Here is a 23,402-nt window from a genome sequence, read left to right as displayed (position 1 = left end):
GCGGCTCAGGGGGTCAGCAGGGGGAAATCGTCGGGGATTTCCTGCACCTCCGGCGCGGGGATCGGCCCGACGTCGGCGACCACGGCGCCCCAGGACCAGCCGACGCCGAAGCCGGCCAGCAGCATCTTGCGCGTGCCGGTGGACAGCGCCTCGCCAAGCCGGTGGCTGACCGCCAGCGGGATGGAGGCGGAGCTGGTGTTGCCGAAATCGTGCATGTCGACGAGGAATTTTTCCGGCGGGAACTTGGTCTTCTTGCGCAGATGCTCCAGCATGAAGGCGTTGGCCTGGTGCATCACGCAGAGGTCGATGTCCTCGACCCCGACCCCGGCGAACTCCAGCGTCTCGCGGATCAGCGGCGGCACGGCGCGCAGCGTGAAGGCGAAGACCTCCGCCCCGTTCAGCGACAGGCGCGAGTCGGTGAACATCTGTTCCTGTTTGTCCGCCGGCCAGGGCTCGCGGCCCGGCACCAGCGAGTTGCGGCGGCCACCGGCCTTGACCCAGATGTTCTTGGCCCCGCCGCCATCGGTGCCGACGACGACGTGGATCGGCGTCGCCCCCTGGCTGACCTCCAGCGCCACGGCCCCGCCCGCGTCGCCGAACAGCGGCAGGGTGGAGCGGTCGCCCGGCACGAGGTGGCGCGAGCTGGTGTCGCCGCACAGCACGATGGCCCGCCGGCCCGTCGACCCGCCAAGCAGGCGCCCGGCCATCCACAGCCCGTAGACGAAGCCGGAGCAGCCCAGATTGACGTCGAAGCAGGCCGCCCCCGTCGCCAGCCCCAGCCGCTTCTGCATGACGCAGGAGGTCGCCGGCACGTTGTAGTCCGGGTCCTGCGACACGAAGACCAGCACGTCGACGCTGGCCGGGTCCCAGCCGAGCTGGGCGAGCAGCCCTTCCGCCGCCGCCACGCACATGTCCGACGCGCAGATGTGCGGTGCGGCGATGCGCCGCTCGTATACGCCGGTGGTGGCGAGCAGCTTCTCCGCCTCCTCCGCCGTGAAGAGGGAGTGGTCCTCCAGGAAGGAATGGCGGTGCGGCGGAACGGCGGCCCGGAAACCCGCGATGCGCACGCCCTCGATGATGGCCTTCACCGGATGCTCCCTCCCTCCGCCGCCCTTCCGTCCGTCCTGGACTTGGGCGAATTCGGAGACTATTAACCGAAAGAACGCTAGGGTCGAGTGATTAACGAACCGATAAATGGGATCAGCCATGGATGACCGGGTTCAGGTGAAACAGCTCGCGTACCCTCCGGACTCCGTTATCCCGCCCCAGCGATATTCCGGTGATGCGACTTTTGCCGAAGAAGTCGACAAAATCTTCCGGCGGTCATGGATGTTCGTTGGGTTTGCCAATGATCTGACGAACGACAACGATTTCATCACCGCGGACATCGCCGGAACGTCGGTGCTGGTCCAGAACTTCGACGGCGAACTGCGGGCCTTTCATAACGTCTGCACCCACCGCTACGCGCAAATCCACTTGCGGCCCTGCGGCAACGGCAAGCCGGTCTGCCCGTATCATGGCTGGATCTTCAACCGCGACGGCGTGCCGGTCGGCATTCCCGGCAACCGCGAGCATTTCGGATTCGACGACGCGGACAAGAAGCGTCTCGCCCTGCCGCGTTTCGAGGTGGCGGTGCGGGGCCGTTTCGTCTTCGTCCGGCTGGAGCCGGGCGGACCCGGACTGGACGAGCAGCTTGGCGCCTATGGGGCGATTCTCGACCATCTGTCGGCGATGTTCACCGATCGGATCGACGAGGACGTGCTTCCCTGGCAGGCGAACTGGAAGGCGGCGCTGGAAAGCGCGCTGGAGGTCTATCACGTCGATGCGACCCACCCGGAAACCTTCAAGAAGTTCGCCAAGAAGGTTTGGATCTGTTCCTATGAAGGGGAGCATTCGCGCGGCACGACCCATCTGTCGGACACCTCCGCGCGCTGGTGGGACGGCGTGATCGAGCGGCTGGGGCTGCCGCGCAGCGAGACGCTGCGGAACTACGATCATTTCATGATCTTCCCCAATCTCGCCATCGGCGTCACTCACGGCGCGCTGATGAGCGTGCAGACCTACGATCCCGTCGGACCGGAGCGCAGCAACCTGCATTTCCGGCTGTTCCTTGGTCAAACGTCGAAGCCGAAGAGCATCGGCGGCCCGACGCGCAAGGCGGTGGAAGCCAACGTTTGCGGGTTCAACCGCCAGGTTCTCGATGAGGACCGGATCGTCGCCGAATCCGCTCATCGCGGGCTGAAGCAGGTGCGTGTTCCCGCGGCCCTCGGCGCCTGCGAAGAGCGCATCGCGGCCTTCCACCGGGCGTGGTTCGCCCGCATGGCCGACGAATGACGCCGCTGGGCGATCTTTCCGGGCGCCATGTGCTGGTGACCGGCGCGTCGTCGGGGATCGGGCGGGCCACGGCGGCCACGGCCGCGAGCCTCGGCGCGCGGGTCACCCTCAACGGGCGGGACGAGGGGCGGCTTTCCGAAACCTTGGCCCGGCTGGATGGTCACGGGCATCGGATCGCGGCCTTCGACCTGTCGGACGTCGATTCCATTCCGGGATGGGTGAAGCTTCAGGCGGCGGAGGCCGGTCCCATCGACGGGTTGGCGCATTGCGCGGGCGTTCAGATCGGCAAGCCGGTGCGCAGCGTCGATCAGGCTTTCTTCGACACGATCCTGCACGCCAACCTTCTGAGCGCCCTGGCACTGGCCCGTGGCCTGCGTCAAAAGGGCTGCCATGCCGATCGGGCGGCGCTGGTCCTCGTGTCCTCCGTCGCCGCGGAGATCGGGCAGCCGGGCAACGTGGTCTATTCGGCGGCCAAGGGCGGGCTGGTCTCGGCCACCCGCGGGCTCGCCATGGAGTTCCTGCGCGACGGCATCCGGGTCAACTGCGTCGCCCCGGCGATGGTCGAGACGGAAATGATGGAACGGTTCCGCCAGACCACGACGGCGGAGCAGTTCGAGGCCATCCGCGCCGCCCACCCCATGGGTTTCGGCAAGCCGGAGGACGTGGCGTCGGCCATCGCCTTCCTGCTGTCGGACGCCGCCCGCTGGATCAACGGGGTGACGCTGCCGGTGGACGGCGGCTATTTGGCGAAGTGATACCACGCGAGCGCAAGGGGTAGGTCTTCATGTTTCGATTCCGCCGTCCAACGGCCGACGACGCCGAGATGCTTCTGCGCTGGCGCACCGAGCCGTCGATCACCCGTTTCATGTTCACCGATCTGGAGAACCCGGACGTGGACCGGCAGCGGGCGTGGCTGGCCGCGATCGAGGCGCGCCGGGACTTCCGCCATTTCATCATCGAGCATGAGGGGCGCCCCATCGGCTATCTCTCCTATTCGGATATCGACTGGGTGCATCTGCGCTGCTCCTCCGGTTCCTACATCGCGGAGGAGAAGGACCGCCGGAAGCTCGCTGGCTTTTTGCACAATTTCATCATGGATTATTGCTACTACGGCATGGGGATGAACAAGATCGTCAATTATTTCATGGAAGGGAACGACACGGTCATCCGCATCCAACGCGTGCTGAAAACACGTGAGGTCGGCGTGCTGCGGCAACATGTCCACAAATATGGCCGTTTTCACGACGTCTATGTCTTTGAAACGCTGCGCAGCGAGTGGGAGGGGCATATACGTCTCTTCCCGCGCGAAACCACGCTGGCCGCCTTCGCGGAATAGGCCAAGCGGCGGGGGGCTTACGTTGGGCGGTCGGCCGGGAAAGTTCGCCGTCACCCCCACCGAATGTTTGACCAATCCACCGCCGACGCGGTATGCGGCGGGGGTGGGGGCGGCGCCGAGGCGCCGGGAGCATGAGGGGAAGCACGGTGCGGCCTGAGGAAGCCTTGACGGACATCGACGTCACGCTGCTTGCCGGTGGTCTCGGCTCGCGCATGCGGGGCGTCTCGGGCGACACGCCCAAGGTGCTGGCTCCCATCGCGGGCCGCGCCTTTCTCGGACATCTGCTGGACCATCTGGCGGCCTACGGCGCGCGTCGGGTGGTGCTGTGCCTGGGCCATCTGGCCGACCGGGTGACGGCTTGGCTGGCCCAGGGGGACACCAACCGGTCGCTGGACGTCGTCTGCCAGATCGAGCCGAGCCAGATGGGCTCCGCCGCGGCGCTCGCCTACATCCGCAAGGACCTGAAGGCCGGCACCGTCCTGGTGATGAGCGGCGACACCTTCCTCGACGCCGACCTGCGCGCCTTCGTCGCCTCGCACCGCCTGTCGGGGGCGGAGGCGTCGGTGCTGTGCGTGGAGGTGGAGGACGCCGCCCGCTTCGGCCGGGTCGAGGTCGGGCCGGACAGCCGGGTCCGCCAGTTCCTCGACAAGGCGCCGGGGCGCGGCGTCATCAACGCCGGGGTGTATCTGTTCTCCGCGGCCTTCCTCGACCGCCTCGCCGCCTCCGGGGCCAGCTCGCTGACCCGCGACGTGCTGCACAAGATGCCGCCGGGGACCCTGCACGGACACATCGCCAAGGCCCGCTTCATCGACATGGGCACGCCGGAGAGTCTGGCGGTCGCCGCCAGCGTGATCGGCGGCCGCGAGACCTGAGCGGAGCGGGCGCCGTGGCGACGCTGGACGAGGCGCTGGCCATCGCGCTCGACCTCCACACCGCCGGGCGGACGGAGGAGGCGGAAACCCTCTACGGGCGCATCCTCGACGCCGTTCCGGACGAACCGAACGCCCTTCACCTCTATGGGCTTCTCTGTGCCCAGAGCGGCCGGCTGGAGCAGGCGGCCGATCTGCTGGGCCAAGCGGTGGCGCTGCGTCCCGGCCAGACCGAGTACCGTGCCAACCTCGCGGCGTTGCATCAGGCCCGCGGCAACCCCGCCGCCGCCGCGGAGGAATACCGGACCGCCCTGCGGCTTTGCCCCGATTCGGCGGCGCTCGCCTTCCCGCTGGCGGGTGCAGCGCGTCAGGCGGGGGATGGCGGGCTCGCACTGGCGGCCTACCGCCGCACCACCCTCATCCAGCCCGACCTTGCCGAGCCGATGGCCCAGGCCGGAATCCTGTTGCGCTACGCGGGACGGACCAGCGAGGCGGCGTCGGCCCTGCGCCGCGCCGTCCGGCTGCGCCCCGGCCATGGCGAGGCTTGGCACCATCTCGGCGTGGCGCTCCAGCGGACCAGGGAGCCGGACGCGGCGACGGCGTTGGCCCAGGCTGCGGCCCTGCTGCCGGAGGACGCGACGGTCCGGCTCAATCTTGGCCGTGCCCATTACGACGCGGGGCGTTGGGAGGCCGCCATTGCGGCCCTGCGCGGCGCGTTGGCGCTCGACCCGGCGAATGACGGCGCGCTGGAGCTTCTCGCCGCCGCCCAGCGAAGGGCGGTCGGGGAAGACGGTGTGGTGAGGGTGCTGCGCCGTTCCCTGCGGCTGCGTCCGGACTCGGCGAACGGCTGGCACGCGCTCTCCCTGTCCGAGCCCGGCGCCCTGGAACCGCTGCGCCGCGCGCTGGTCCTCCGGCCCGATCACCGCAGCGCGCTGAGCGGGCTGGCGAACCGTCTGCGGGACCGGCGGGCGGTCGCGGCGTCGCTGCGCCTGCACGACCGGGCCGTCCGCCTTGAGCCGTCGAGCGCCGAGGCGCGCTGGAACCGCGCGTTGGCGCGGCTGCTGGCCGGCGACCTGATCGGAGGGTGGGAGGATTACGAGGCGCGCTGGGGCGTGGCCGATTTCCCGACCAGGCCGCGCGGCCTGCCGCAACCGCTGTGGAGCGGCGAGGACATCGCCGGGCAGACCATCCTGCTGCACGAGGAGCAGGGCCGCGGCGACGCCATCCAGTTCGTCCGCTACGCCCCCCTGGTCGCTGCCCGCGGTGCCCGCGTGCTGCTGGAGACCGGCGCCGATCTGGTGCCGCTGTTCCGCGGTCTGCCGGGAGTGGAGCGGGTCGTCGCGCGCGGTGAGCCCTTGCCGGCGTTCGACTGGCAGTGCCCACTGCTCAGCCTGCCGCGGGCCTTCGCCACCCGGCTGGAGACCATCCCCGCCGCCGTGCCCTACCTGACCGCCGACCCGGCGCGCGTCGCGGCGTGGCGGGAACGGCTGGCCGCTGAGGGGCTCACGGTCGGGCTGGTCTGGGCCGGCAACCCGCAATTCGCCGGGGACCGCGAGCGGTCGCCGGGGCTGGCGGCGCTGGCCCCGCTGCTGGCGGTGCCGGGCTGCCGCTTCTTCGGGCTGCAACTCGGCCCCGGCCACGACGAGCTGGCGGGGCGGGCGATGCCGGCCTCCTTCACCGATCTGGCGCCGGAGATCAGCGCCTTCGCCGACACCGCGGCGATCATGGCGTCGCTCGATCTGGTGGTGTCCTCCTGCACCGCTCCCGCTCATCTGGCCGGAGCGCTGGGGGTGCCGGTGTGGGTGCTGCTGTCCCACGCGCCGGACTGGCGCTGGCTGCTCGACCGCGCCGACAGCCCCTGGTACCCGACCGCCCGCCTGTTCCGCCAGCCCCGGCCCGGCGATTGGGCCGCGGTGGCCGCCGAGGCCGCGGCGGCGCTGGCGGAGCGAACCGCCGCGCATTCTTGAAACCTTAACCACGTCGGGGCTATCAGGAGGCGAGGCGCACCACAGGCGCCGGTTGGGGGAACAGCATGTCCGACATCGCCGGGGACCAGGCCGCCACGCTGAAAGCCCTGCTGGCCGAGCGCCAGTTCAACGCCGACCGGCTCAACACCCTGACGGCCCACTGCGAGCGCATGCGCCGCGAACTGGACCCGGACGCCCGCCTGTCCATCGCCGAGGAGCTGCGCCGCGATCCGCCGACCGGCGAGACGGTGCTGCTCCACTCCGTGCTGTTCCAGCTCACCGGCGACCTCTACCACTACGAACGGATTCTCCATTACCTGCTGCTCGGCGGCGAGCGGGTCGGACCGCAGATGATGCACTACACCTACTGGTGCATGGCCCGGCAGCTCTTCCTGGCGGCGTCGGCGCCGGAGAAGCTGGCCGCCTTCGGCCCCTGCGACCTGTTCCGCTTCCACGAGGAGTTGGTGCGGGCGGTGGCGCGGCGCTGGGGCGTCGTTCCGCCGCGCCATGCGCCGCGCGACGGGCCGATCCGCCGGGTGGCCGTTCTGACCAACCAGTTCACCAACGACCAGCACCAGCCCTCGCGCGACTGCTTCGATTACGCCAGCCGGCTCCAGGACGCGTTCGGGCTCGACGTCGCCATCATCAACTGCAACACCATGCCGCTGCGGGCCGAGAACCTGTTCGTTCCGCCGATGATCGCGGAGCTGGTCACCGATTACGAGGGCGTCTTCGCGCTGACGATGTTCGGTCGGCAGGTGAAGATGGCGTCCTTCACCGACCGGGCGTTTTCGAAGGAGAAGCTGGAAACCATCGTCGGCGCCATCGACGGCTACGATCCCGACCTGCTGGTCACCTTCGGCGGGGCCAACGTGGTGGGCGACCTCTTCGCGGTGAGCGGCTCGCGGCCGGTGGTGTGCCTGCCCACCACCTCCGGCATGACCATCTCGCTGGCCCATCTCGTCCTCGGCTATGAGGAGGGCAACCACACGGACGCCATGCCGGCGCTCTACCGCGGCCCCTTCGCGCAGCGATTCCGGCCCTTCACGCTGGGCTTCTCCCCACCCCCCACGGCGGGAGTCGGGGGCACGCTCGACCTCGGCGATGCGGACTTCGTCTTCGCCGTGGTCGGCACCCGCCTGGACCTGGAGGTGACTGCGGAGTTCCTCGCGCTCGCCGATGCCATCCTCGACCGCTGCCCCGGCGCCGTGATCGTCTTCGCCGGGGAGGTCGAGCGGTTGCCGGCCCGGCTGAAGGCGGCGCGCAACGGCGCGCGGATGCGCAGCCTGGGCCATCTCAAGGACATCCGCGCCTTTTACCGGCGCTGCCACGCCTACCTCAACCCGTCCCGCCAGGGGGGCGGCGGCAGCGCCGCCTACGCCATCGCCGAGGGGCTGCCGGTGGTCACGCTGGCCTGGGGCGATGTGGCGAGCGTGGCGGGGACCGGCATTCCCGTGCCGGACGCCGCCGCCTATGTGGAGCGCGCCGCCGCCCTGGTCGCCGACCCCGCGCTGCGCGAGCGGCAGGTTGAGCTGTCGCTCACGCGCTTCCGGACCGTCGGCGACCGCCATCGCTGCGCCGAACGGCTGCTGGCCTACGGCGAGGAGGCGCGGGACCTTTTGCGCGCCGCGGCCAAGGCGGGTGCACAAAAGGAAGACCCGCCGTCCGCTTCCGTGCCAGAGTGACGCCCGACCACCACAGCGAGACCGCCCTCCGTGCCGCGCGACGTCATCATCAACGGCCGCCCCATCGGCCCCGGCCATCCGCCCTACCTGATCGCCGAGATGTCGGGCAACCACAAGGGCGACCTGAACCGGGCGCTCGCCCTGGTCGATGCCGCCAAGGAGGCCGGCGCCGACGCGGTGAAGCTGCAGACCTACACCGCCGACACCCTGACCATCGACCATGACGGGCCGGGCTTCCTGCTGGAGGGCGGGCTGTGGAAGGGCCGCACCCTGCACGACCTCTACCGCGAGGCCCACACCCCCTGGGAGTGGCACGGCCCTCTGTTCGAGCGCGCCCGTGCCCTCGGCCTGACCATCTTCAGCTCCCCCTTCGACGAGACGGCGGTGGACCTGTTGGAGCGGCTGGACGCCCCGGCCTTCAAGATCGCCTCCTTCGAGCTGAACGACCTGCCGCTGATCCGCCGGGCCGCCCGCTCGGGCAAGCCGCTGATCCTCTCCACCGGCCTCGCCACGCTGGGCGAGATCGGCGAGGCGGTGGAGGCCGCGGGCGACGCGCCGCTCGTGCTGCTCCATTGCGTCAGCGGCTATCCGACGACGCCCGAAGACTGCAACCTGCGCACCATCCCGCATCTGGCGCAGGCCTTCGGTGTCGATGCCGGCCTGTCCGACCACACCCACGGCACGGCGGTGCCGGTCGCCGCGGCGGCCTTGGGTGCGGTGGTGATCGAGAAGCACTTCACCCTGTCCCGTGCCGACGGCGGGGTGGACAGCGCCTTCTCGCTGGAGCCGGCGGAGTTCAAGGCGATGGCCGAGTCCGTCCGCACCGCCTGGGCGGCGCTGGGCCGCGTCCATTACGGGGTGAAGCCAAGCGAGGCGGGCGGGCGCGACTACCGCCGGTCCCTCTACGTCACCGCCGACGTGGCGGCGGGTGAGGCGCTGAGCGCCGCCAGCGTCCGCTCCATCCGTCCCGGCTTCGGCCTGGAGCCGAAGCATCTCCCCGCCGTCCTCGGCCGCCGCGCCGCCCGCGCGCTGACGCGCGGCGAGCCGCTGCGCTGGGACATGCTGGCCCCGGAGGATTGAATGGACACCAACCCGGCCAAGCCGCGCGTCGTCTGCATCTCGCAGGCCCGCATGACCTCGACCCGCCTGCCCGGCAAGGTCCTGATCGAGGCGGCGGGGAAGCCGCTGCTGGCGCATCATCTGGGCCGGCTGGCGCGCTGCCGGACGCTCGACGCGCTGGTGCTGGCGACCACGGTGAACGGCACCGACGACCCAGTGGCGGAACTGGCGGCGGCGCTCGGCGCGACGGTCTTCCGCGGTGACGAGCAGGACGTGCTCGGGCGCTTCGCCGGGGCCGCCGCCATGGCCGGGGCGGACGTGGTGGTTCGGGTCACCGCTGACTGCCCGCTGATCGACCCGGCGCTGGTGGACCGCGTGGTGAGCGCCTTCCTGGACGCGGCGCCGCCGCTCGACTATCTCAGCCTGGACGTCACCCGCTTCCCGCGCGGGCTGGATGCGGAGGTTCTCACCCGCGCCGCGCTGGACACGGCGGCCGCCGGGGCCACCGAGCCGGCGGAGCGCGAGCACGTCACCGCCCACCTCTACCGCCGCCCGGAGCGGTTCCGCGTCGGCGCCCCCCTGGCGCCGGAGGACGGCAGCGTCATCGACCAGCGCTGGTGCGTGGACGAGGAGGCCGATCTGGAACTGGTGCGTCGCCTGCTGGGGGCGCTGCTTCCCGAAAATCCCGACTTCGGCTGGCAGGATTGTTGCAAAGTCCTGCGCGACCACCCTGAATGGGCCGACCTGAACGGCAGCGTGCGTCAGAACACGCTCCACTGAAACGGAGACACCACCATGGACCGCAAGGATTTCCTGCTCGCGCTCGACGAGATGCTGGAGCTGGACGCCGGCACCCTGACGGGCGCTGAAGAACTCGACTCGATCGACAGCTGGGACTCGCTGGCCGTCATCAGCTTCATCGCGCTGGTCGACGAGAAGCTCGGCCACGTCGTGGAGGGCGAGAAGCTGGTCAAGGCGAAGACGGTGGACGACCTGCTCGCTCTGGCCGGCATCGCCGTCACGGCCTGACGTTCCGGTGACGGCAAAGGTCGAGCGTTCGCCGCGCCGCGGGCGGGCCGACATCGAGGGCGGTCCCGCCTCCTATCTGTCGATGGGGCGGGGCGGCGTTCCGGCGTTGCTGCTGCACGGTTTCGCCGGGGATTCCCTGACTTGGCAATTCAACGCCGCGGCTCTGGCCGCCCACCGCCGGGTCCTGGCGGTCGACCTGCCGGGGCACGGCGCCTCGACCCTGGAGGTCGGGGACGGCCGGGTCGGTGCCTTCGCGCCCTGGCTGCTGCGCCTGCTGGACACGCTGGAGATTCCGCGGGTCCACGCGGTCGGCCATTCGATGGGCGGCTACGTCGCGCTGGAACTGGCCCGTCTGGCCCCGGGGCGGGTGGCGAGCCTGTCGCTGGTCGCCAGCGCCGGTCTCGGCCCCGACTTCGACCTGGAGTTCCTGCGGCGGGTCGCCGCGCTTGAGACGGTGGAGGAGGGGCGGGATTGTGCCGCGCGGCTGTTCGCGCGGCCCTGGCTGCTGGCGGGCCGTGTCGGCGAGGTGATGCACGCCCAGGCCGCCGATCCGCGCCGCCGCGCCGCCCTGGAACGGATCATCGCCGGCTCCTTCGCGGAGGCGCACCGGTCGCCCGGCCCGGTGGACTGGGCGGCGTTTCCGATGCCCATCCAGCTCCTGTGGGGACGGGAGGACCGCATCATCCCGGTGCCGAGCGCCGAGCGCCTGCCCCCCGGCGCACCGCTTCATCTCTTCGACAAGGCCGGGCACTTGCCGCATAGTGAGGCGGCTACCCCGGTCACGGCCACACTCCGCGACTTTCTTTCCGCATGCGACCCCCAATGACCGATTCCCCCCAATGACCGACTCCATGTTCGCGCTGATCGCCGAAGAGCTTGCCCGCATCGCCGCCGAGAAGGGGGAATCCCTGCCGACGCTCGGCCCGGACACGCGCTTCCTGGGCGGGGATCTGCCGATCGACTCCCTCGACCTCGCCACCCTTCTGGTGGTGCTGGAGCAGCGCACCGGCCAGGACCCGTTCCGCGCCGGCTTCGTCCAGTTCCACACGGTCGGGGAGCTTGCGGCCCTCTATCGTCCGACGCTTCACCATCCGGGCCTGCCCGCCGGGTCCGCATGAGCCAGCCGCCGCCCTCCTGGCTGCATCCCGGCCTTCGTCTGATCGAGGCGGAGCGTTGCGTCGGCTGGGCGGGGATCGCCGCGCAGGCCGACGCCTTCGAGGCGGCGTTCCGCGCCTCGGGGGGGAGGGTGGTCCTGCCGCCGCAAGGCGTGCCGGCCCTGGTCGCCGCCCTGGTCGCCGCCGAGCGGGCCGGGGTGGAGCTGCATCTGTCGCGCCGTGCCATGCCTGCGGACGCGGCGAGCGAGCCCGGCGAACCGGGGTTCGCCGTGTTGCTGGAGACCTCCGGCACCACCGGCACGCCGAAGCTGGTCCGGCACGACTTCCAGCGCCTGCGCGGGCGCCTGCGTGGGGCCGCCGATCCGGACGCGCGCTGGCTGCTGGCCTATGAGCCGGCGGCCTTCGCCGGGCTGCAGGTGATCCTGACGGCGCTGGTGGCGGGGGCGACCCTGGTGTCGGCGCCCGGCGCCGGGGCGGCGGACCTGGCGCGCCTCGCCGTGGCGCACGCGGTCACCCACATCAGCGCGACGCCCAGCTTCTGGCGCGCCTTCCTGCTGGCGCTCGACGGCGCCGCGCCGCCGCTGGCCGCCATCACGCTGGGCGGCGAGGTGGCCGACCAGCCGCTGCTCGACCGGCTGGCCGAGCGGTTCCCGACCGCGAAGCTGCGGCACATCTACGCTTCGACGGAGGCCGGGTCCCTCTTCGCGGTGGGCGACGGCAAGGCGGGCTTCCCCGCCGCCTGGCTCGACGGCGGTGTCGACGGGGTGGGTTTGCGTGTCCGCGATGGCGTGCTGGAGGTGAACAGCCCCCGCGCGATGCTCGGCCTTCAGATTGGCCGTGAGGTCGGCCATGGCGGCGGCTGGCTGTCCACCGGCGACATCGTGGAACGGCGCGGCGACCGCGCGCTGTTCGCCGGGCGGCTCGACGGGCGGATCAATGTCGGTGGCGTCAAGGTCTCCCCGGAGGTGGTGGAGCAGATTCTGCTGGACGTGCCGGGCGTTCGGGACGCCCTGGTCGAGGCCGCGGCCAACCCGGTGACCGGCCACATCCTGACCGCCCTGGTGGTCCCGGCGCCGGGGGTGGAGGAAACGGCCCTGCGCGCCGCGATCCGCGCCGCCGTGGCCGACCTGCCGCCCGCGGCGCGCCCCCGTCTGGTGACCATGACCGGGAGCATCGCCCTGGGGGCGGCGGGCAAGAAGACGCGGAAGGGAACGGCATGAGCGGCAAACGGCACGTCATCGTCACCGGCGGCAGCCGCGGGCTCGGGCTGGGGATCGTCGAGGCGCTGCTCGCCGAGGGCTACCGGGTTTCCACCTGCAGCCGCGCGCCGAGCGCGGCGCTGGAGCGGCTGGCCGGGCCGGACCTGTTCTGGCAGGCCTGCCGGATCGGCGACGGGGAGCAGGTGCGCGCCTTCACGGACGCCGCGCTGGAATGGGGCGGCGCGTCGCCGCTCTGGGGGCTGGTCAACAACGCCGGGATCGCGCGCGAGGGCGTGCTGGCGACCTTCCCGGAGATCGACGTGGAGGAGGTCGTCCAGGTCAACCTGACCGGCGCCATCCAGGTCGCCCGCGCCTTCCTGCGCGCCAAGCTGGTCAAGCGGGGGCCGGGGCGGATCGTCAACATCTCCTCCATCATCGGGCAGCGGGGCTACACCGGCCTGTCCGCCTATTCGGCGTCGAAGGCCGGAATGGACGGGCTGACCCGCGCGCTGGCCCGCGAGGTCGGGCGGCTCCAGGTCACCGTCAACTCCGTTGCGCCCGGCTATCTCGACACCGAGATGTCCGGCTCGCTGGCCGACGGGCAGCGCGACCAGATCGTGCGGCGCACCCCGCTGGGCCGGCTGGGCGCGGTGGCCGACGTCGTTCCGGTGGTGCGGTTCCTGCTGGGCGACGGGGCGGGCTTCGTGACCGGCCAGACCATCGTCGTGGACGGCGGCATCACCGGCTGACGGAAGGAGACGCCCCATGGTGGCCAGCGTGATCGAGGGCGTCGCCCTGACCGGACTCGTCGCCTGCGTTCCGGAGGGACGCGAGACGGTGGAGGATCTGGCCGCCCGTTTCGGCGAGGACGCCGCCCGCCGGATCGCCAAGGCGACGGGCATCGAGGCCCGCCATCTCGTGCCGCCGCACCAATGCACCTCCGACCTGGGCGAGGCCGCGGCGCGGCGCCTGCTCGACCGGCTGGGCTGGGCGGCTGACAGCGTCGATCTCCTGGTCATGGTCACCCAGACCCACGACCATATCCTGCCGGCCTCGGGCTATCTCCTCCACCGACGGCTGGGGCTGGGCAAGGGCGCCGCGGTGCTCGACCTGACGCTCGGCTGCTCGGGTTACGTCCATGGTCTGTGGACTGCGTCGGCGATGCTGAAGGCGGCGGGCGGGCGGCGGGCGCTGCTGGTCGCCGGCGACACGACATCGCGCGTGATCGACCCCGACGACCGCGCCGTGGCGCCTCTGTTCGGCGACGCCGCGACGGCGACGGCGCTGGAGGCGGCGGAGGCGGGGGCGGAGGCGACGCCGCCCATGGTCTTCGCGCTGGGCAGCGACGGCGCCGGTGCCCCCTACCTCGCCGTTCCCGGCGGTGGGCTGCGGCGGCCGGGCGAGCCGGCGCACCTGTTCATGGACGGCACCCAGGTCTTCGCCTTCACCCTGCGGGAGGTGCCGGGCAACATCCGCGCGGTTCTGGAGCGCGCGGGCTGGGCGATGGAGACGGTGCACCGTCTGGTGCTGCATCAGGCCAACGCCCAGATGATCCGCCACCTCGCGCAGAAGCTCGGGGCGACTCCCGCGCAGACGGTGGTCGGGCTCGCCGGGTTCGGCAACACCAGTTCGGCGTCCATCCCCCTGGCGCTGGCGTCGGAATTGGGTGGGGCGCTGCACGGGGGGGCGCTGCGCCTTCTGCTCTCGGGGTTCGGTGTCGGCTGGTCGTGGGGAAGCGTTGCGCTGACCGCCGGCCCGCTCGCCGTCTGCGAGGTGATCACGCTCCCTGCAAGCTCGGCAGAATCTGCCGGGCCGGATGCGCAACCGGCAAAGGGTGCCGGGGAGCGGGCAAATCTTGCCGAGTGCCCGGCAAAAATTGCCGGCCCCTGATTTGCCCAGAGGCAGGATTTTCCTCACTCAGGCGGCAAATTCGATCTGGCCCATTTATTGCCTACCGGTAGCCCGAGGGAATTAGTCCCTCTCCGTACGCGCACCGTCGTGCGGATCGACATCCTCCAAAAGGAGTGACTCCATGGCTACCAGCGACATCTCCCTCTCGTCGTCGATGCGCACGAACCTGCTGCAGCTGCAGGGCGTGCAGGACTCGATCGCGAAGAAGCAGAACATCCTTTCGACCGGCAACAAGATCAACTCGGCGCTCGATGGCCCGACGTCGTTCTTCGCCGCGAAGAACCTGACCCAGCGCGCCGGCGACCTGACCGCGCTGAAGGACACGATGGGTCAGGCCATCAGCACCATCAAGGCCGCCGACAAGGGCCTGACCTCGATCGACGACATGATCGAGCAGGCGCGCGGCCTGACCACCGCCGCCTATTCCGCGCTCGGCACCGACGCCGGCTCCGTCGCCACCCGCAAGTCGCTCTCCGGCCAGTTCAACGCGCTGAAGGAGCAGATCGACAAGCTGGCCGGTGACTCCTCCTACGGTGGCAAGAACCTGCTGACCGGCAACGGCCTGCGTCTGGACTCCACCAGCGAATCGCGCCGCGCCGTCAACACCATCCAGGGCATCGAGAACGCCCGCGTCACCAACGTCGTGTCGACCGACACCTACACGGTGCGCGTCAAGGGCGACGGCTCGATCGAGGGCGCGGCCGGCGAGATCAACAGCGCTGAGATGGCCCACGGCCTGGTCGGCCTGAAGCTCTCCGGCACGATGTCGACGTCGGCGGGCAGCTTCTCCGACGTGCAGATCGAAGTCCGCGGCGCCAAGGGCCGCGAGCGGTCGTTCATCGTCACGGACGGCAACGAGTCGCGCACGATCACCTACTTCGACAACAGCCAGACGATCGCCGCCAACACGACGACCGCGGCCAAGTCGGGCACCGCGCAGATCACCCAGGTGTCGATGGGTGGCACGATCGAGGCCGGCGACAGCTTCACCATCACCGTCGAAGACCAGACCTTCACCTACACCGCCACCGCCGGCGACGTGGCGACGGGCCAGACCGCCCGCGTCAACATCGCCAACCAGCTGAAGGCGTCGATCAACAACGCGCTGGGCGCCAACGGCCGCCTCAGCGGCAAGGACGTCCAGACCGTCACGTCCAACGCCACCGGCACGATCACGCTGTCGGGCGCGACGACGACCAACGCCGCTCGCGAGATGACCGTCAAGGCGACGTCCGAGAACGCCCTGACCAAGCGCATCTCCGAGAGCTTCGCGTCGGGCACCATCGTGTCCTTCACGGTGGACCGCAACCTTCTGGAGCAGGCCGCCAACAACGGCAACGGCATCTCGACCATCGAGAAGAAGGTCGACATCCAGATCCAGGTCAGCAACCTGAGCGGCGCCACGGTGACCCGCGACGGCATGTCCAAGCGCGGCGAGGGCAAGCTGGCGGACGGCGAGAACGCCTACGCGTTCGACACCGGCACGGTGCGCTTCAACGTCGACCAGAAGAACATCAAGCAGGCGGCGGCGGCCAACTCCGCGGCCAACCTGGTCTCGGTGCAGGTGACCGACGCCAACACCTCGAACGATCTGACGGTGCAGCTCAACGAGCGCAACACCAACGCGATCACGGTGAAGGCCCAGAACCTGACCACCAGCGGCCAGGGCCTGCGTCTGGACTACGCGCAGAACGATTGGACCGACCGCGCCGACATCGACAAGGCGGTCGCGAGCATCGACTACGCGAAGCAGAACCTGCGGTCGTCTTCGCAGACGCTGTCGACCAACCTGAACGTCATCACGACCCGTGAGAACTTCACCAAGGAGTTCAGCGACGTGCTGACGGAAGGCGCGAGCAAGCTGACGCTGGCCGACCAGAACGAGGAAGGCGCCAACCTGCTGATGCTGCAGACCCGTCAGCAGCTCGGAACCATCGCCCTCTCGCTGGCCAACCAGTCGCAGCAGTCGATCCTGCGTCTGTTCTAAGCCTGAGAGTTCGGGTAGGATTACGCCCGGCGGGCGGCGGCGCGAGCCGCCGCCCGTTTCATTTGTGCGGCGCTTTCCGGCAAGCGCTTTTCGCTTCCGCGCGCCGCCGAGACAAGGACCGGGTCCGTTTCATGCCTCTGAAGTTCGTTCTCCGCCCCAATGAAAAGGTCATCATCAACGGTGCGGTCATCGGGGCCGGTGACCGTCCCGGCTCGTTCTTTCTTTACAACACCGCCAACTTTCTCCGCGGGCGCGAGGTGTTGAAGGAAGAGCAGATCGATTGCATCGAGAAGAAACTCTACTTCGTCATCCAGCTTATCTATATCTTTCCAGAAGACGCGGTGCTCAACCTGCAGCGCTTCGCCTCGATACTGGGCGAGACGCGCGACGCGCGTCCTGATTGCCGCGATGATCTCGACGAGATCGAACGGCTCGTGGAGGCCCGCAATTATTACCGCGCGCTGAAAATCTGCCGGAAGATGTTCAAGGGCGGTGATGCCTCGTCCAACGCCCCGGACGGGACGGCGGAAAGCCCGGCGGCCGATCCGGCACCGTGACCGACGCCGCCGTCGAGGGGTGGGGCGGCCAATCCGCAGACACGCTTCTGTCCGACGCCGTCGCCCGGCACCGGGCGGGCAATCTGGACGAGGCGCAGCAGCTCTACCGCCGCATCCTGTCCGCCGATCCGGATCATACCGATGCCCGTCACCTGTCGGGCATCGCCGCCTATCAGGCCGGCGAGCCTGAGCGGGCCGCGGCGTGCTTTCGGTTGACCCTGGCGATCGAACCGTCCTTCGCCCCGGCCTACAACAGCCTGGGCAACCTCCTCGCCGACCGGGCCCGTCCGGACGACGCCGGCCGCGCCTACCGCCGCGCCATCGCGCTTCAGGACGGCTACGCCGAGGCGCTCGGCAATCTTGGTCTTCTTCTTCAGGCCCAGGAGCGGATCGGCGACGCCGTCGCGGCTTACGAAGAGGCGTTGCGCGCCGATCCCGAACGTCCGGCGACGCGCTTCGATCTGGCGGTTCTCTATCGGCGCCTCGGCCGTCTCGACGAGGCCGCCCTGGCCTTCTACCGCGTCGTCCAGGCGCGGCCGGACCATAGGGAGGCGTGGCGCAGCCTGGCGCTCGTGCTGTGGGTCCTGGGCCATGCCGACGCGGAATTGTGCCTGCGCCGCGCCTTGGCCGACGACCCGACCGACCGCGAAGTGGCGCGCGCCCTGGGAACGCTTCTGAACGGCCGGGGCGCCTTCGCCGACGCCGTGACGGTTCTGGCTCCGGCGGTGGAGGCCGACGCCGGTCAGGACGCCCGTTTGATCTTCTATCTGGGCAGCGCGCTCCAGGGGGAGGGACGGCTGGCGGAGGCGGTGGCCCGTTACCGTGATGCGCTGTCCAAGGACCCGTTGCTGGCGGGGGGGTGGAACAATCTCGGCGTCGCCCTGCTCGACCTGGGGGACCACACCGCCGCGGTGGCGGCGCTGCGGACCTGCCTCGCGCTGCATCCCACCGACGCGGTGGCCTTCAACAACCTGGGCACCGGCCTTGACGGCATCGACCGGCCCGCCGAGGCCGCGCGGGTCTTCCAGCGGGCCCTGACGATCCAGCCGGACTATGGCAAGGCGCTGAACAATCTGGGCAACTCCCACCGGGTCGCGCGCCGGGCCGAGGCCGCCGCCGCGCTGTACCGGCGCGCGCTGATCGTCCAGCCGGACTATCCCGACAGCTACACCAACCTTGGCAACGTCCTCAAGGACGGCGACGACTGGCCGGGCGCGCTGCGCCTTCACCGGCGCGCGGTGCGTCTCGCGCCACGGAGCGCCATCGCGCTGACCACCCTGGGCCTTGCCCTGAACATGCTGGGACGGAACGGCGAGGCGGAAGCCGCGCATCGGCGCGCCCTGTCCATCGACGTCGCTCATGCGGAGGCCTACGCCAACCTCGGCATGCTGCAATGGCAATCGATGCGCGTGGCCGAAGCGGAGCGGACTTTGCGCCGCGCCCTGCACACCGACCCCACCTTGGCCGCGGCACGGCTGAACTTCGCTCTGGTCAGCCTCGCGACGGGCAATCTGCGGGAGGGCTGGCCGGCCTATCAGGACCGCTTCAAGGCCAAGGACCTTCCCGAGCGCGCCATCGGCGCGCCGCTCTGGCAGGACGACGGAGCGGCCGTGCCTCGTCTCCTGGTCTGGCGCGAGCAGGGGGTGGGGGACGAGATCATGTTCGCCTCCTGCTATCCCACCCTGGCGGATCGCGTGGCGGCGGGGCGGATCGGTCAGGTTGTCCTGGAGTGCGACCATCGGCTGGTCAGCCTGTTCGCCCGCTCCTTTCCCTGGGCCACTGTCCGGGCGGACTCCAGCGCCGCCGACGGGGCGAAGGCGCCGGTCCCGGCCGACTGCGACGCCCACATCGCCGCTGGTGCCTTGCCGCGCCTTCTGCGTCGGGATCTGGCGCGCTTTCCGACCGGTCCCTGGCTGGTGCCCGACCCGGAACGCCTTGCCTTGTGGCGCGAGCGGCTGGCCGCCCTGGGGCCTGGCTTGAGGATCGGCATCGCCTGGCGCAGCCAGCTGATGACGACCGAACGAAAGGCCGCCTACATCACTCTGGAGGCGTTCGCCCCCCTGTTCACAATCCCCGGGGTGAGTCTCGTCAACCTCCAGTACGGCGACTGCGCGGCGGAGATCGCCGCGGCGGAGGCGCGCTTCGGCGTGACCATCCACCGCTGGGAGGATCTGAATCTCAAGGACGATTTCGAGGGCGCCGCGGCCCTGACCGCCGCGCTCGATCTGGTCATCGCCCCGGCCGTGTCCACCGGCGAACTGGCCGGGGCTCTGGGCGTTCCGGCGTGGCGCATCGGCGCCCGCGACTGGACCCAACTGGGCGCCGGGGTTCGTCCCTGGTATCCGTCGATGCGCCTCTTCCAACCGCGCGCCGGCGAGACGTTGGAGACCGTCATGGCGCGCGTCGCCCGGACCCTCAGCGATCTCGCGCGGCCGGTCCAGGCCGCGGCGAGCAGCCCATCCGTGGCGCCCGCGGCGGCGCCGGACGTCGAACCGCTGATCGCCGAGGCCGTCGCCCGTTATCGCGCCGGAGCCTTGCAGGACGCGGAAGACCGGTGCCGCGCGGTCTTGGACGCCGTGCCGGAGCATTCCGTCGCCCTTCACCTGTCGGGGATCCTTCGGCTTCGCCAGGGCGACGCCGAAGGTGCGGCGGCGATGCTGGCCCTTGCCGTGACGGCCGACCCCGGCAACGCCGCCGCGCACGCGGCCCTGGCCGATGCCTGGCAGGCGCTGGGGCGGCACGACGCCGCACGGGCGGCGCAACGCAACGCCATTCTGCTCCGCCCGGACGCGGCGGAGCATTGGCTCAACCGCGCCGCCCTGCTGCGTGGGGCGGGCGAGGGGGCCGAAGCGGAGGCCTGCGCGCGGCGGGCCCTGCGGACCCGCCCGCAGCTCGGCGTGGCGCACGCCCATCTGGGCCACCTGCTCGCCGAGCGTGAGGACCGAGAGGGAGCGGAGCGGAGTCACCAACGCGCGCTCGCCCTGGCGCCGTCGGACGCCGATGCGCTGGTGAGCCTCGGCGCTTTCCGCCTGCGCACCGACCGACCGGCGGAGGCGGAGCGGTTGCTGCGCCGTGCCGCCGCGAGCGCTCCGGACTCCGCCGCGGCCTGGAGCCACCGTGGCAGCGCGCTCGACCGGCTCGGCCGCGTCGAAGAGGCGCTGGCCTGCCACCGCCGGGCCGTCGACCGGGCGCCGGAGATGGCCGAGGCGCAGGCCAACCTCGCCCTGCATTGGGCGCGGCGGCAGCGCCCGGCGGAGGCCATCGACGCCTACCGCCAAGCCATCCGGCTCAATCCGGCGTTGCCGACCGCCCATTACAATCTGTCGCTCCTGCTGCTGGAACAGGGAGAACTCCGCTCCGGATGGCTGGAGCATGAGTGGCGGTTCGACACCCCCCAGTTCCACGGCCAGAAACGCCACGTCGCGGCACGGTCCTGGCGTGGCGAGAACATCGCGTCCTCCCGCCTGCTGGTCTGGCGGGAGCAGGGGGTCGGCGACGAGATCCTCTTCGCCTCCTGCTATCCCGATCTGCTGCGCCGCGCCGGGCATCTGGTGGTCGAATGCGACCGCCGTCTGGTGTCGCTGTTCGCGCGCTCCTTCCCCGGCGCGACGGTTCGCGCGCCGACCGTGGAGCCGCGCGACGTGGATGTGCAGGTTGCCGCCGCGTCCCTGCCGCGGCTGCTGCGGTCCGACAGGAAGCGGTTCCCGGCCCAGCCCTGGCTGGTGCCCGATCCCGGACGCCTGGACCGCTGGCGCGACCGGCTGGCCGCTCTGGGACCGGGGCTGAAGGTCGGCATCGCGTGGCGCAGCCAGATCATGGATGGCGAGCGCCGCGCCGCCTACGTCACGCTTGACGCCTTCGTGCCGCTGTTCGCTCTGCCGGGGGTGGTGTTCGTCAATCTTCAATACGGTGACTGTGCGGCGGAGATTGCCGCGGCGGAGGCGCGCTTCGGGGTGACCATCCACCGCTGGGACGATCTCGACCTCAAGGACGATTTCGAGGGCGCGGCGGCGCTGACCGCCAATCTGGATCTCGTCATCACCCCCGCCATCTCCACCGGCGAACTGGCCGGCGCCCTCGGCGTGCCGGTGTGGCGGATCGGGCACCGCGACTGGACCCAGCTCGGCACCGGGGTGCGCCCCTGGTTCCCGTCCATGCGCCTGTTCCAGCCCCGCCCCGGCGAAGGGCTGGCCGACGTCATGGGCCGGATGGCGAACACGCTGCGCCGGCTCATGCCCCCGGACGACGACCCACCGCCCGGCGGATTGCCGCAGGGTGGTCCGGACGATCCGGACAGGCTGTTGGAGACCGCCGCCGCCCACCACCGGGACGGCCGGCTGGCCGAGGCGGCCCCCCTGTACGAGCGGGTGCTGACGGTCAAGGCGGACCACCCGGTCGCCCTGCACCTGTCGGGGTTGCTGGCGCATCAAACCGGCGATTCCGCCGCGGGGGCGGCGCGCATCGCCCGTGCGCTGGACGTGCTGCCCGCCTACGGCGCCGCCCACTCGAGCCTGGGAACCGTGCTGCTGGCGCTGGGCCGCGCGCCGGAGGCGGTGCGCCGTTTTCGTCTCGCGCTCGCCTTGCAACCGGCCGCCGCCGCGGCCCTGACCAATCTCGGCAACGCGCTGGAGGCGGCGCACGACCTGAGCGCCGCCGCCGAGGCCCACCGCCGGGCGACCTTGGCCGACCCGGCGCTGGCGGAGGCGCACGACAATTGGGGCGCGGTACTGACCCGGCTCGGTGCGCTGGGCTTGGCCGAGGAGCGCCACCGCCACGCGCTGCGCCTGGCTCCGGACCGCGCGGATGGATGGCTGAATCTGGGGGTGGTGCTGCGCCGGGCGGGGCGGTTGGACGAGGCCGGGCGGGCGCTGATCCGTGCGCTGGCCCTGGTCCCGGCCCTTGGGGATGGGCTGGGCAATCTGGGGCGTCTGCTGCGCGACCGGGGCGATTCCGCGGCGGCGGAACGCTGGTGCCGGCGCGCCCTGGCGGTTGAGCCGGGGCAGCCGGCGGCGGCGTTCAACCTCGGGCTTCTGGATCTGGCCCGTGGCAGGCTGGAATCGGGGTGGCGCGGCTATGACGCCCGCTTCCGCGCCCGCGAGTTGTCCGGCGGCGCCCGTGTCGTCCCTGTGCCCGCCTGGGAGGGAGAGGATCCCGCCGGCCTGCGCCTGCTGGTCTGGGCGGAGCAGGGGATCGGTGACGAGATAATGTTTGCCGGTTGCCTGGACGAACTGGTCGCGCGGGCCGCCGCGGTGGTTGTGGAGTGCGACCGGCGGCTGGTGCCGCTGTTCGCGCGGTCCTTTCCCCAGGCGGCTTGGCGCCCGGCTCCGGCGCACCCGGACGCGCCCTGCGCCGGGATCGACCGTCACGTCGCCATGGGGTCGTTGCCGCGTTGGCTGCGGCCCCGCTTCGAGCGCTTTCCGTCGCGCCCGTCCTTCCTGACCGCCGACCCGGAGCGGGCCGCCCGCTGGCGCGAGCGGGTGACGGCGCTCGGCCCCGGCCTCAAGGTGGGAATCGCGTGGCGCAGCGGGCTGATGACCGCGGAACGCCGCGGGGCCTACGCGCCGCTGGACGTTTGGGGGCCGGTGTTCGCGCTGACCGGCGTGGTCTTCGTCACGCTGCAATATGGGGACTGCGCCGCCGAGATCGCCGAGGCGGAGCGGCGCTTCGGGGTGACCCTCCACCGCTGGGACGATCTGGACCTCAAGGACGACCTGGATGGCGTGGCCGCCCTGATGACGGCCCTCGACCTCGTCGTCACCCCGGCGAGTTCGGTGGGGGAATTGGCGGGGGCGCTGGGGGTGCCGGTCTGGCGGTTCGGGCCGCGGGGCGACTGGACGGCGCTGGGCACCGGCGTCCGCCCCTGGTTCCCGAGCATGGCGCTGATCCCGGCGCCGGCGGGAGAGGCGGCGTCCGGTGCCTTGCCGACGATCGCGCGCCGTCTGGCCGCGCTTCGCCCAGTATGAACAAGGCCCAGTATAGACAGCGCCGCATAAAGAAAGCCGGGAGCGAACCGTCCGCCGCCCCCGACTTTACGAATCGGATCGATCCGGAAGGGTGTTAATTCACCCTGTGACTGGTTCTGGCCAAACGATCAATTTCTTCCTTGAGGTGGAGCTTCTCAAGCTTCATCCGCTTGATGGCACTATCGTCAGGCCACGAACGCTTCTCCTCGTCGAGGATGGCGCGGTCGAGACGCAGGTGCTTTTCCTGCAGGGAAGATAGGCGAGCATCAGTGTGCATGGGCTGCTCTCCGTCAGATCGAACCGGCTCCTGCCAAGTCCGGCAGGCCGGAAACCATAGTGTTCACCCATCCGTGCTGCCAAACAACCCCAAACTTTTGTCCTAGTACTCCAA

The 23,402-nt window shown here is 70.8% G+C and carries 19 protein-coding genes; 17 read left to right on the top strand and 2 right to left on the bottom strand.

Annotated elements, in window-relative coordinates; all coding sequences use genetic code 11:
* Window positions 1-5: 5 nt before the first annotated feature.
* Window positions 6-1,088 carry a 3-oxoacyl-ACP synthase III family protein gene (locus FBZ83_RS01465; RefSeq protein ID WP_145680751.1) on the bottom strand — a complete coding sequence of 361 codons (1,083 nt, stop codon included), beginning with the start codon at window positions 1,086-1,088 and terminating at the stop codon, window positions 6-8.
* Window positions 1,089-1,206: 118 nt separating this feature from the next.
* On the opposite strand from FBZ83_RS01465, the gene FBZ83_RS01460 reads away from it, so the two are divergent.
* The 17 genes from FBZ83_RS01460 to FBZ83_RS01375 all read left to right on the top strand — a co-directional run bounded on the left by FBZ83_RS01460 (window position 1,207) and on the right by FBZ83_RS01375 (window position 23,011).
* On the top strand, window positions 1,207-2,334 hold the full coding sequence (locus tag FBZ83_RS01460) for an aromatic ring-hydroxylating oxygenase subunit alpha (protein ID WP_145680750.1): 1,128 nt from the start codon (window positions 1,207-1,209) through the stop codon (window positions 2,332-2,334).
* The gene (locus tag FBZ83_RS01455; RefSeq protein ID WP_145680749.1) at window positions 2,331-3,089 is read left to right on the top strand and encodes an SDR family NAD(P)-dependent oxidoreductase; all 759 of its coding nucleotides are present in this window, start codon (window positions 2,331-2,333) and stop codon (window positions 3,087-3,089) included. The genes FBZ83_RS01460 and FBZ83_RS01455 overlap by 4 nt, the downstream gene beginning before the upstream one ends.
* Window positions 3,090-3,118: 29 nt before the next feature.
* Entirely contained in the window at window positions 3,119-3,670 is a 552-nt protein-coding gene (locus FBZ83_RS01450) for a GNAT family N-acetyltransferase (RefSeq protein ID WP_145672236.1), read from the top strand.
* Window positions 3,671-3,834: 164 nt separating this feature from the next.
* A complete protein-coding gene (locus tag FBZ83_RS01445) occupies window positions 3,835-4,542 on the top strand; it encodes a sugar phosphate nucleotidyltransferase (protein ID WP_247874697.1) in 708 nt (235 codons plus the stop codon).
* Between the two features lie 14 nt (window positions 4,543-4,556).
* Window positions 4,557-6,506 (top strand): tetratricopeptide repeat protein, encoded by a 1,950-nt coding sequence (locus FBZ83_RS01440; protein ID WP_145680748.1) that lies wholly within the window; start codon window positions 4,557-4,559, stop codon window positions 6,504-6,506.
* Window positions 6,507-6,571: 65 nt separating this feature from the next.
* Window positions 6,572-8,191 (top strand): glycosyltransferase, encoded by a 1,620-nt coding sequence (locus FBZ83_RS01435; RefSeq protein ID WP_145680747.1) that lies wholly within the window; start codon window positions 6,572-6,574, stop codon window positions 8,189-8,191.
* A 30-nt stretch (window positions 8,192-8,221) separates the two neighbouring features.
* Window positions 8,222-9,271, top strand: a complete 1,050-nt coding sequence (gene pseI, locus FBZ83_RS01430) for a pseudaminic acid synthase (protein WP_145680746.1) — start codon at window positions 8,222-8,224, stop codon at window positions 9,269-9,271.
* Entirely contained in the window at window positions 9,272-10,030 is a 759-nt protein-coding gene (locus FBZ83_RS01425; protein ID WP_145680745.1) for a cytidylyltransferase domain-containing protein, read from the top strand. It begins immediately after the preceding gene.
* A gap of 15 nt (window positions 10,031-10,045) precedes the next feature.
* Window positions 10,046-10,279 (top strand): acyl carrier protein, encoded by a 234-nt coding sequence (locus tag FBZ83_RS01420; protein WP_145672226.1) that lies wholly within the window; start codon window positions 10,046-10,048, stop codon window positions 10,277-10,279.
* Between the two features lie 7 nt (window positions 10,280-10,286).
* On the top strand, window positions 10,287-11,105 hold the full coding sequence (locus FBZ83_RS01415; RefSeq protein ID WP_145680744.1) for an alpha/beta fold hydrolase: 819 nt from the start codon (window positions 10,287-10,289) through the stop codon (window positions 11,103-11,105).
* Between the two features lie 13 nt (window positions 11,106-11,118).
* Window positions 11,119-11,397 (top strand): acyl carrier protein, encoded by a 279-nt coding sequence (locus FBZ83_RS01410; protein ID WP_145680743.1) that lies wholly within the window; start codon window positions 11,119-11,121, stop codon window positions 11,395-11,397.
* A complete protein-coding gene (locus FBZ83_RS01405; RefSeq protein WP_145680742.1) occupies window positions 11,394-12,614 on the top strand; it encodes an ANL family adenylate-forming protein in 1,221 nt (406 codons plus the stop codon). Before FBZ83_RS01410 ends, FBZ83_RS01405 begins: the two co-directional genes overlap by 4 nt.
* Window positions 12,611-13,342, top strand: a complete 732-nt coding sequence (locus FBZ83_RS01400; protein ID WP_145680741.1) for an SDR family NAD(P)-dependent oxidoreductase — start codon at window positions 12,611-12,613, stop codon at window positions 13,340-13,342. Before FBZ83_RS01405 ends, FBZ83_RS01400 begins: the two co-directional genes overlap by 4 nt.
* Window positions 13,343-13,358: 16 nt before the next feature.
* Window positions 13,359-14,483 carry a ketoacyl-ACP synthase III gene (locus FBZ83_RS01395; protein ID WP_145680740.1) on the top strand — a complete coding sequence of 375 codons (1,125 nt, stop codon included), beginning with the start codon at window positions 13,359-13,361 and terminating at the stop codon, window positions 14,481-14,483.
* Window positions 14,484-14,625: 142 nt separating this feature from the next.
* Window positions 14,626-16,491, top strand: a complete 1,866-nt coding sequence (locus FBZ83_RS01390) for a flagellin (protein ID WP_145680739.1) — start codon at window positions 14,626-14,628, stop codon at window positions 16,489-16,491.
* A 131-nt stretch (window positions 16,492-16,622) separates the two neighbouring features.
* Window positions 16,623-17,048 carry a flagellar biosynthesis repressor FlbT gene (locus tag FBZ83_RS01385; RefSeq protein ID WP_145680738.1) on the top strand — a complete coding sequence of 142 codons (426 nt, stop codon included), beginning with the start codon at window positions 16,623-16,625 and terminating at the stop codon, window positions 17,046-17,048.
* Window positions 17,045-23,011, top strand: coding sequence for a tetratricopeptide repeat protein (locus tag FBZ83_RS01375; protein WP_247888089.1), 5,967 nt, complete (start codon window positions 17,045-17,047; stop codon window positions 23,009-23,011). The genes FBZ83_RS01385 and FBZ83_RS01375 overlap by 4 nt, the downstream gene beginning before the upstream one ends.
* 94 nt (window positions 23,012-23,105) lie before the next feature.
* Here FBZ83_RS01375 and FBZ83_RS01370 read toward each other — a convergent pair whose 3' ends face one another.
* Window positions 23,106-23,288, bottom strand: coding sequence for a YdcH family protein (locus tag FBZ83_RS01370; protein WP_040134215.1), 183 nt, complete (start codon window positions 23,286-23,288; stop codon window positions 23,106-23,108).
* Window positions 23,289-23,402: the final 114 nt, after the last annotated feature.

It is taken from the genome of Azospirillum brasilense (genome assembly GCF_007827815.1).
Taxonomy (GTDB): Bacteria; Pseudomonadota; Alphaproteobacteria; order Azospirillales; family Azospirillaceae; genus Azospirillum; species Azospirillum brasilense_C.
Note: the sequence above shows the minus strand (reverse complement) of the source record. Positions and strands in the feature narration are given on the sequence as shown.

Coding starts and splice junctions, on each gene's coding strand:
- FBZ83_RS01395 (WP_145680740.1), top strand. CDS start 13,359: ATGGTGGCCAGCGTGATCGAGGGCGTCGCCCTGACCGGACTCGTCGCC.
- FBZ83_RS01385 (WP_145680738.1), top strand. CDS start 16,623: ATGCCTCTGAAGTTCGTTCTCCGCCCCAATGAAAAGGTCATCATCAAC.
- FBZ83_RS01400 (WP_145680741.1), top strand. CDS start 12,611: ATGAGCGGCAAACGGCACGTCATCGTCACCGGCGGCAGCCGCGGGCTC.
- FBZ83_RS01410 (WP_145680743.1), top strand. CDS start 11,119: ATGACCGACTCCATGTTCGCGCTGATCGCCGAAGAGCTTGCCCGCATC.
- FBZ83_RS01460 (WP_145680750.1), top strand. CDS start 1,207: ATGGATGACCGGGTTCAGGTGAAACAGCTCGCGTACCCTCCGGACTCC.
- FBZ83_RS01425 (WP_145680745.1), top strand. CDS start 9,272: ATGGACACCAACCCGGCCAAGCCGCGCGTCGTCTGCATCTCGCAGGCC.
- FBZ83_RS01420 (WP_145672226.1), top strand. CDS start 10,046: ATGGACCGCAAGGATTTCCTGCTCGCGCTCGACGAGATGCTGGAGCTG.
- FBZ83_RS01390 (WP_145680739.1), top strand. CDS start 14,626: ATGGCTACCAGCGACATCTCCCTCTCGTCGTCGATGCGCACGAACCTG.
- FBZ83_RS01370 (WP_040134215.1), bottom strand. CDS start 23,288: ATGCACACTGATGCTCGCCTATCTTCCCTGCAGGAAAAGCACCTGCGT.
- FBZ83_RS01450 (WP_145672236.1), top strand. CDS start 3,119: ATGTTTCGATTCCGCCGTCCAACGGCCGACGACGCCGAGATGCTTCTG.
- FBZ83_RS01405 (WP_145680742.1), top strand. CDS start 11,394: ATGAGCCAGCCGCCGCCCTCCTGGCTGCATCCCGGCCTTCGTCTGATC.
- FBZ83_RS01455 (WP_145680749.1), top strand. CDS start 2,331: ATGACGCCGCTGGGCGATCTTTCCGGGCGCCATGTGCTGGTGACCGGC.
- FBZ83_RS01435 (WP_145680747.1), top strand. CDS start 6,572: ATGTCCGACATCGCCGGGGACCAGGCCGCCACGCTGAAAGCCCTGCTG.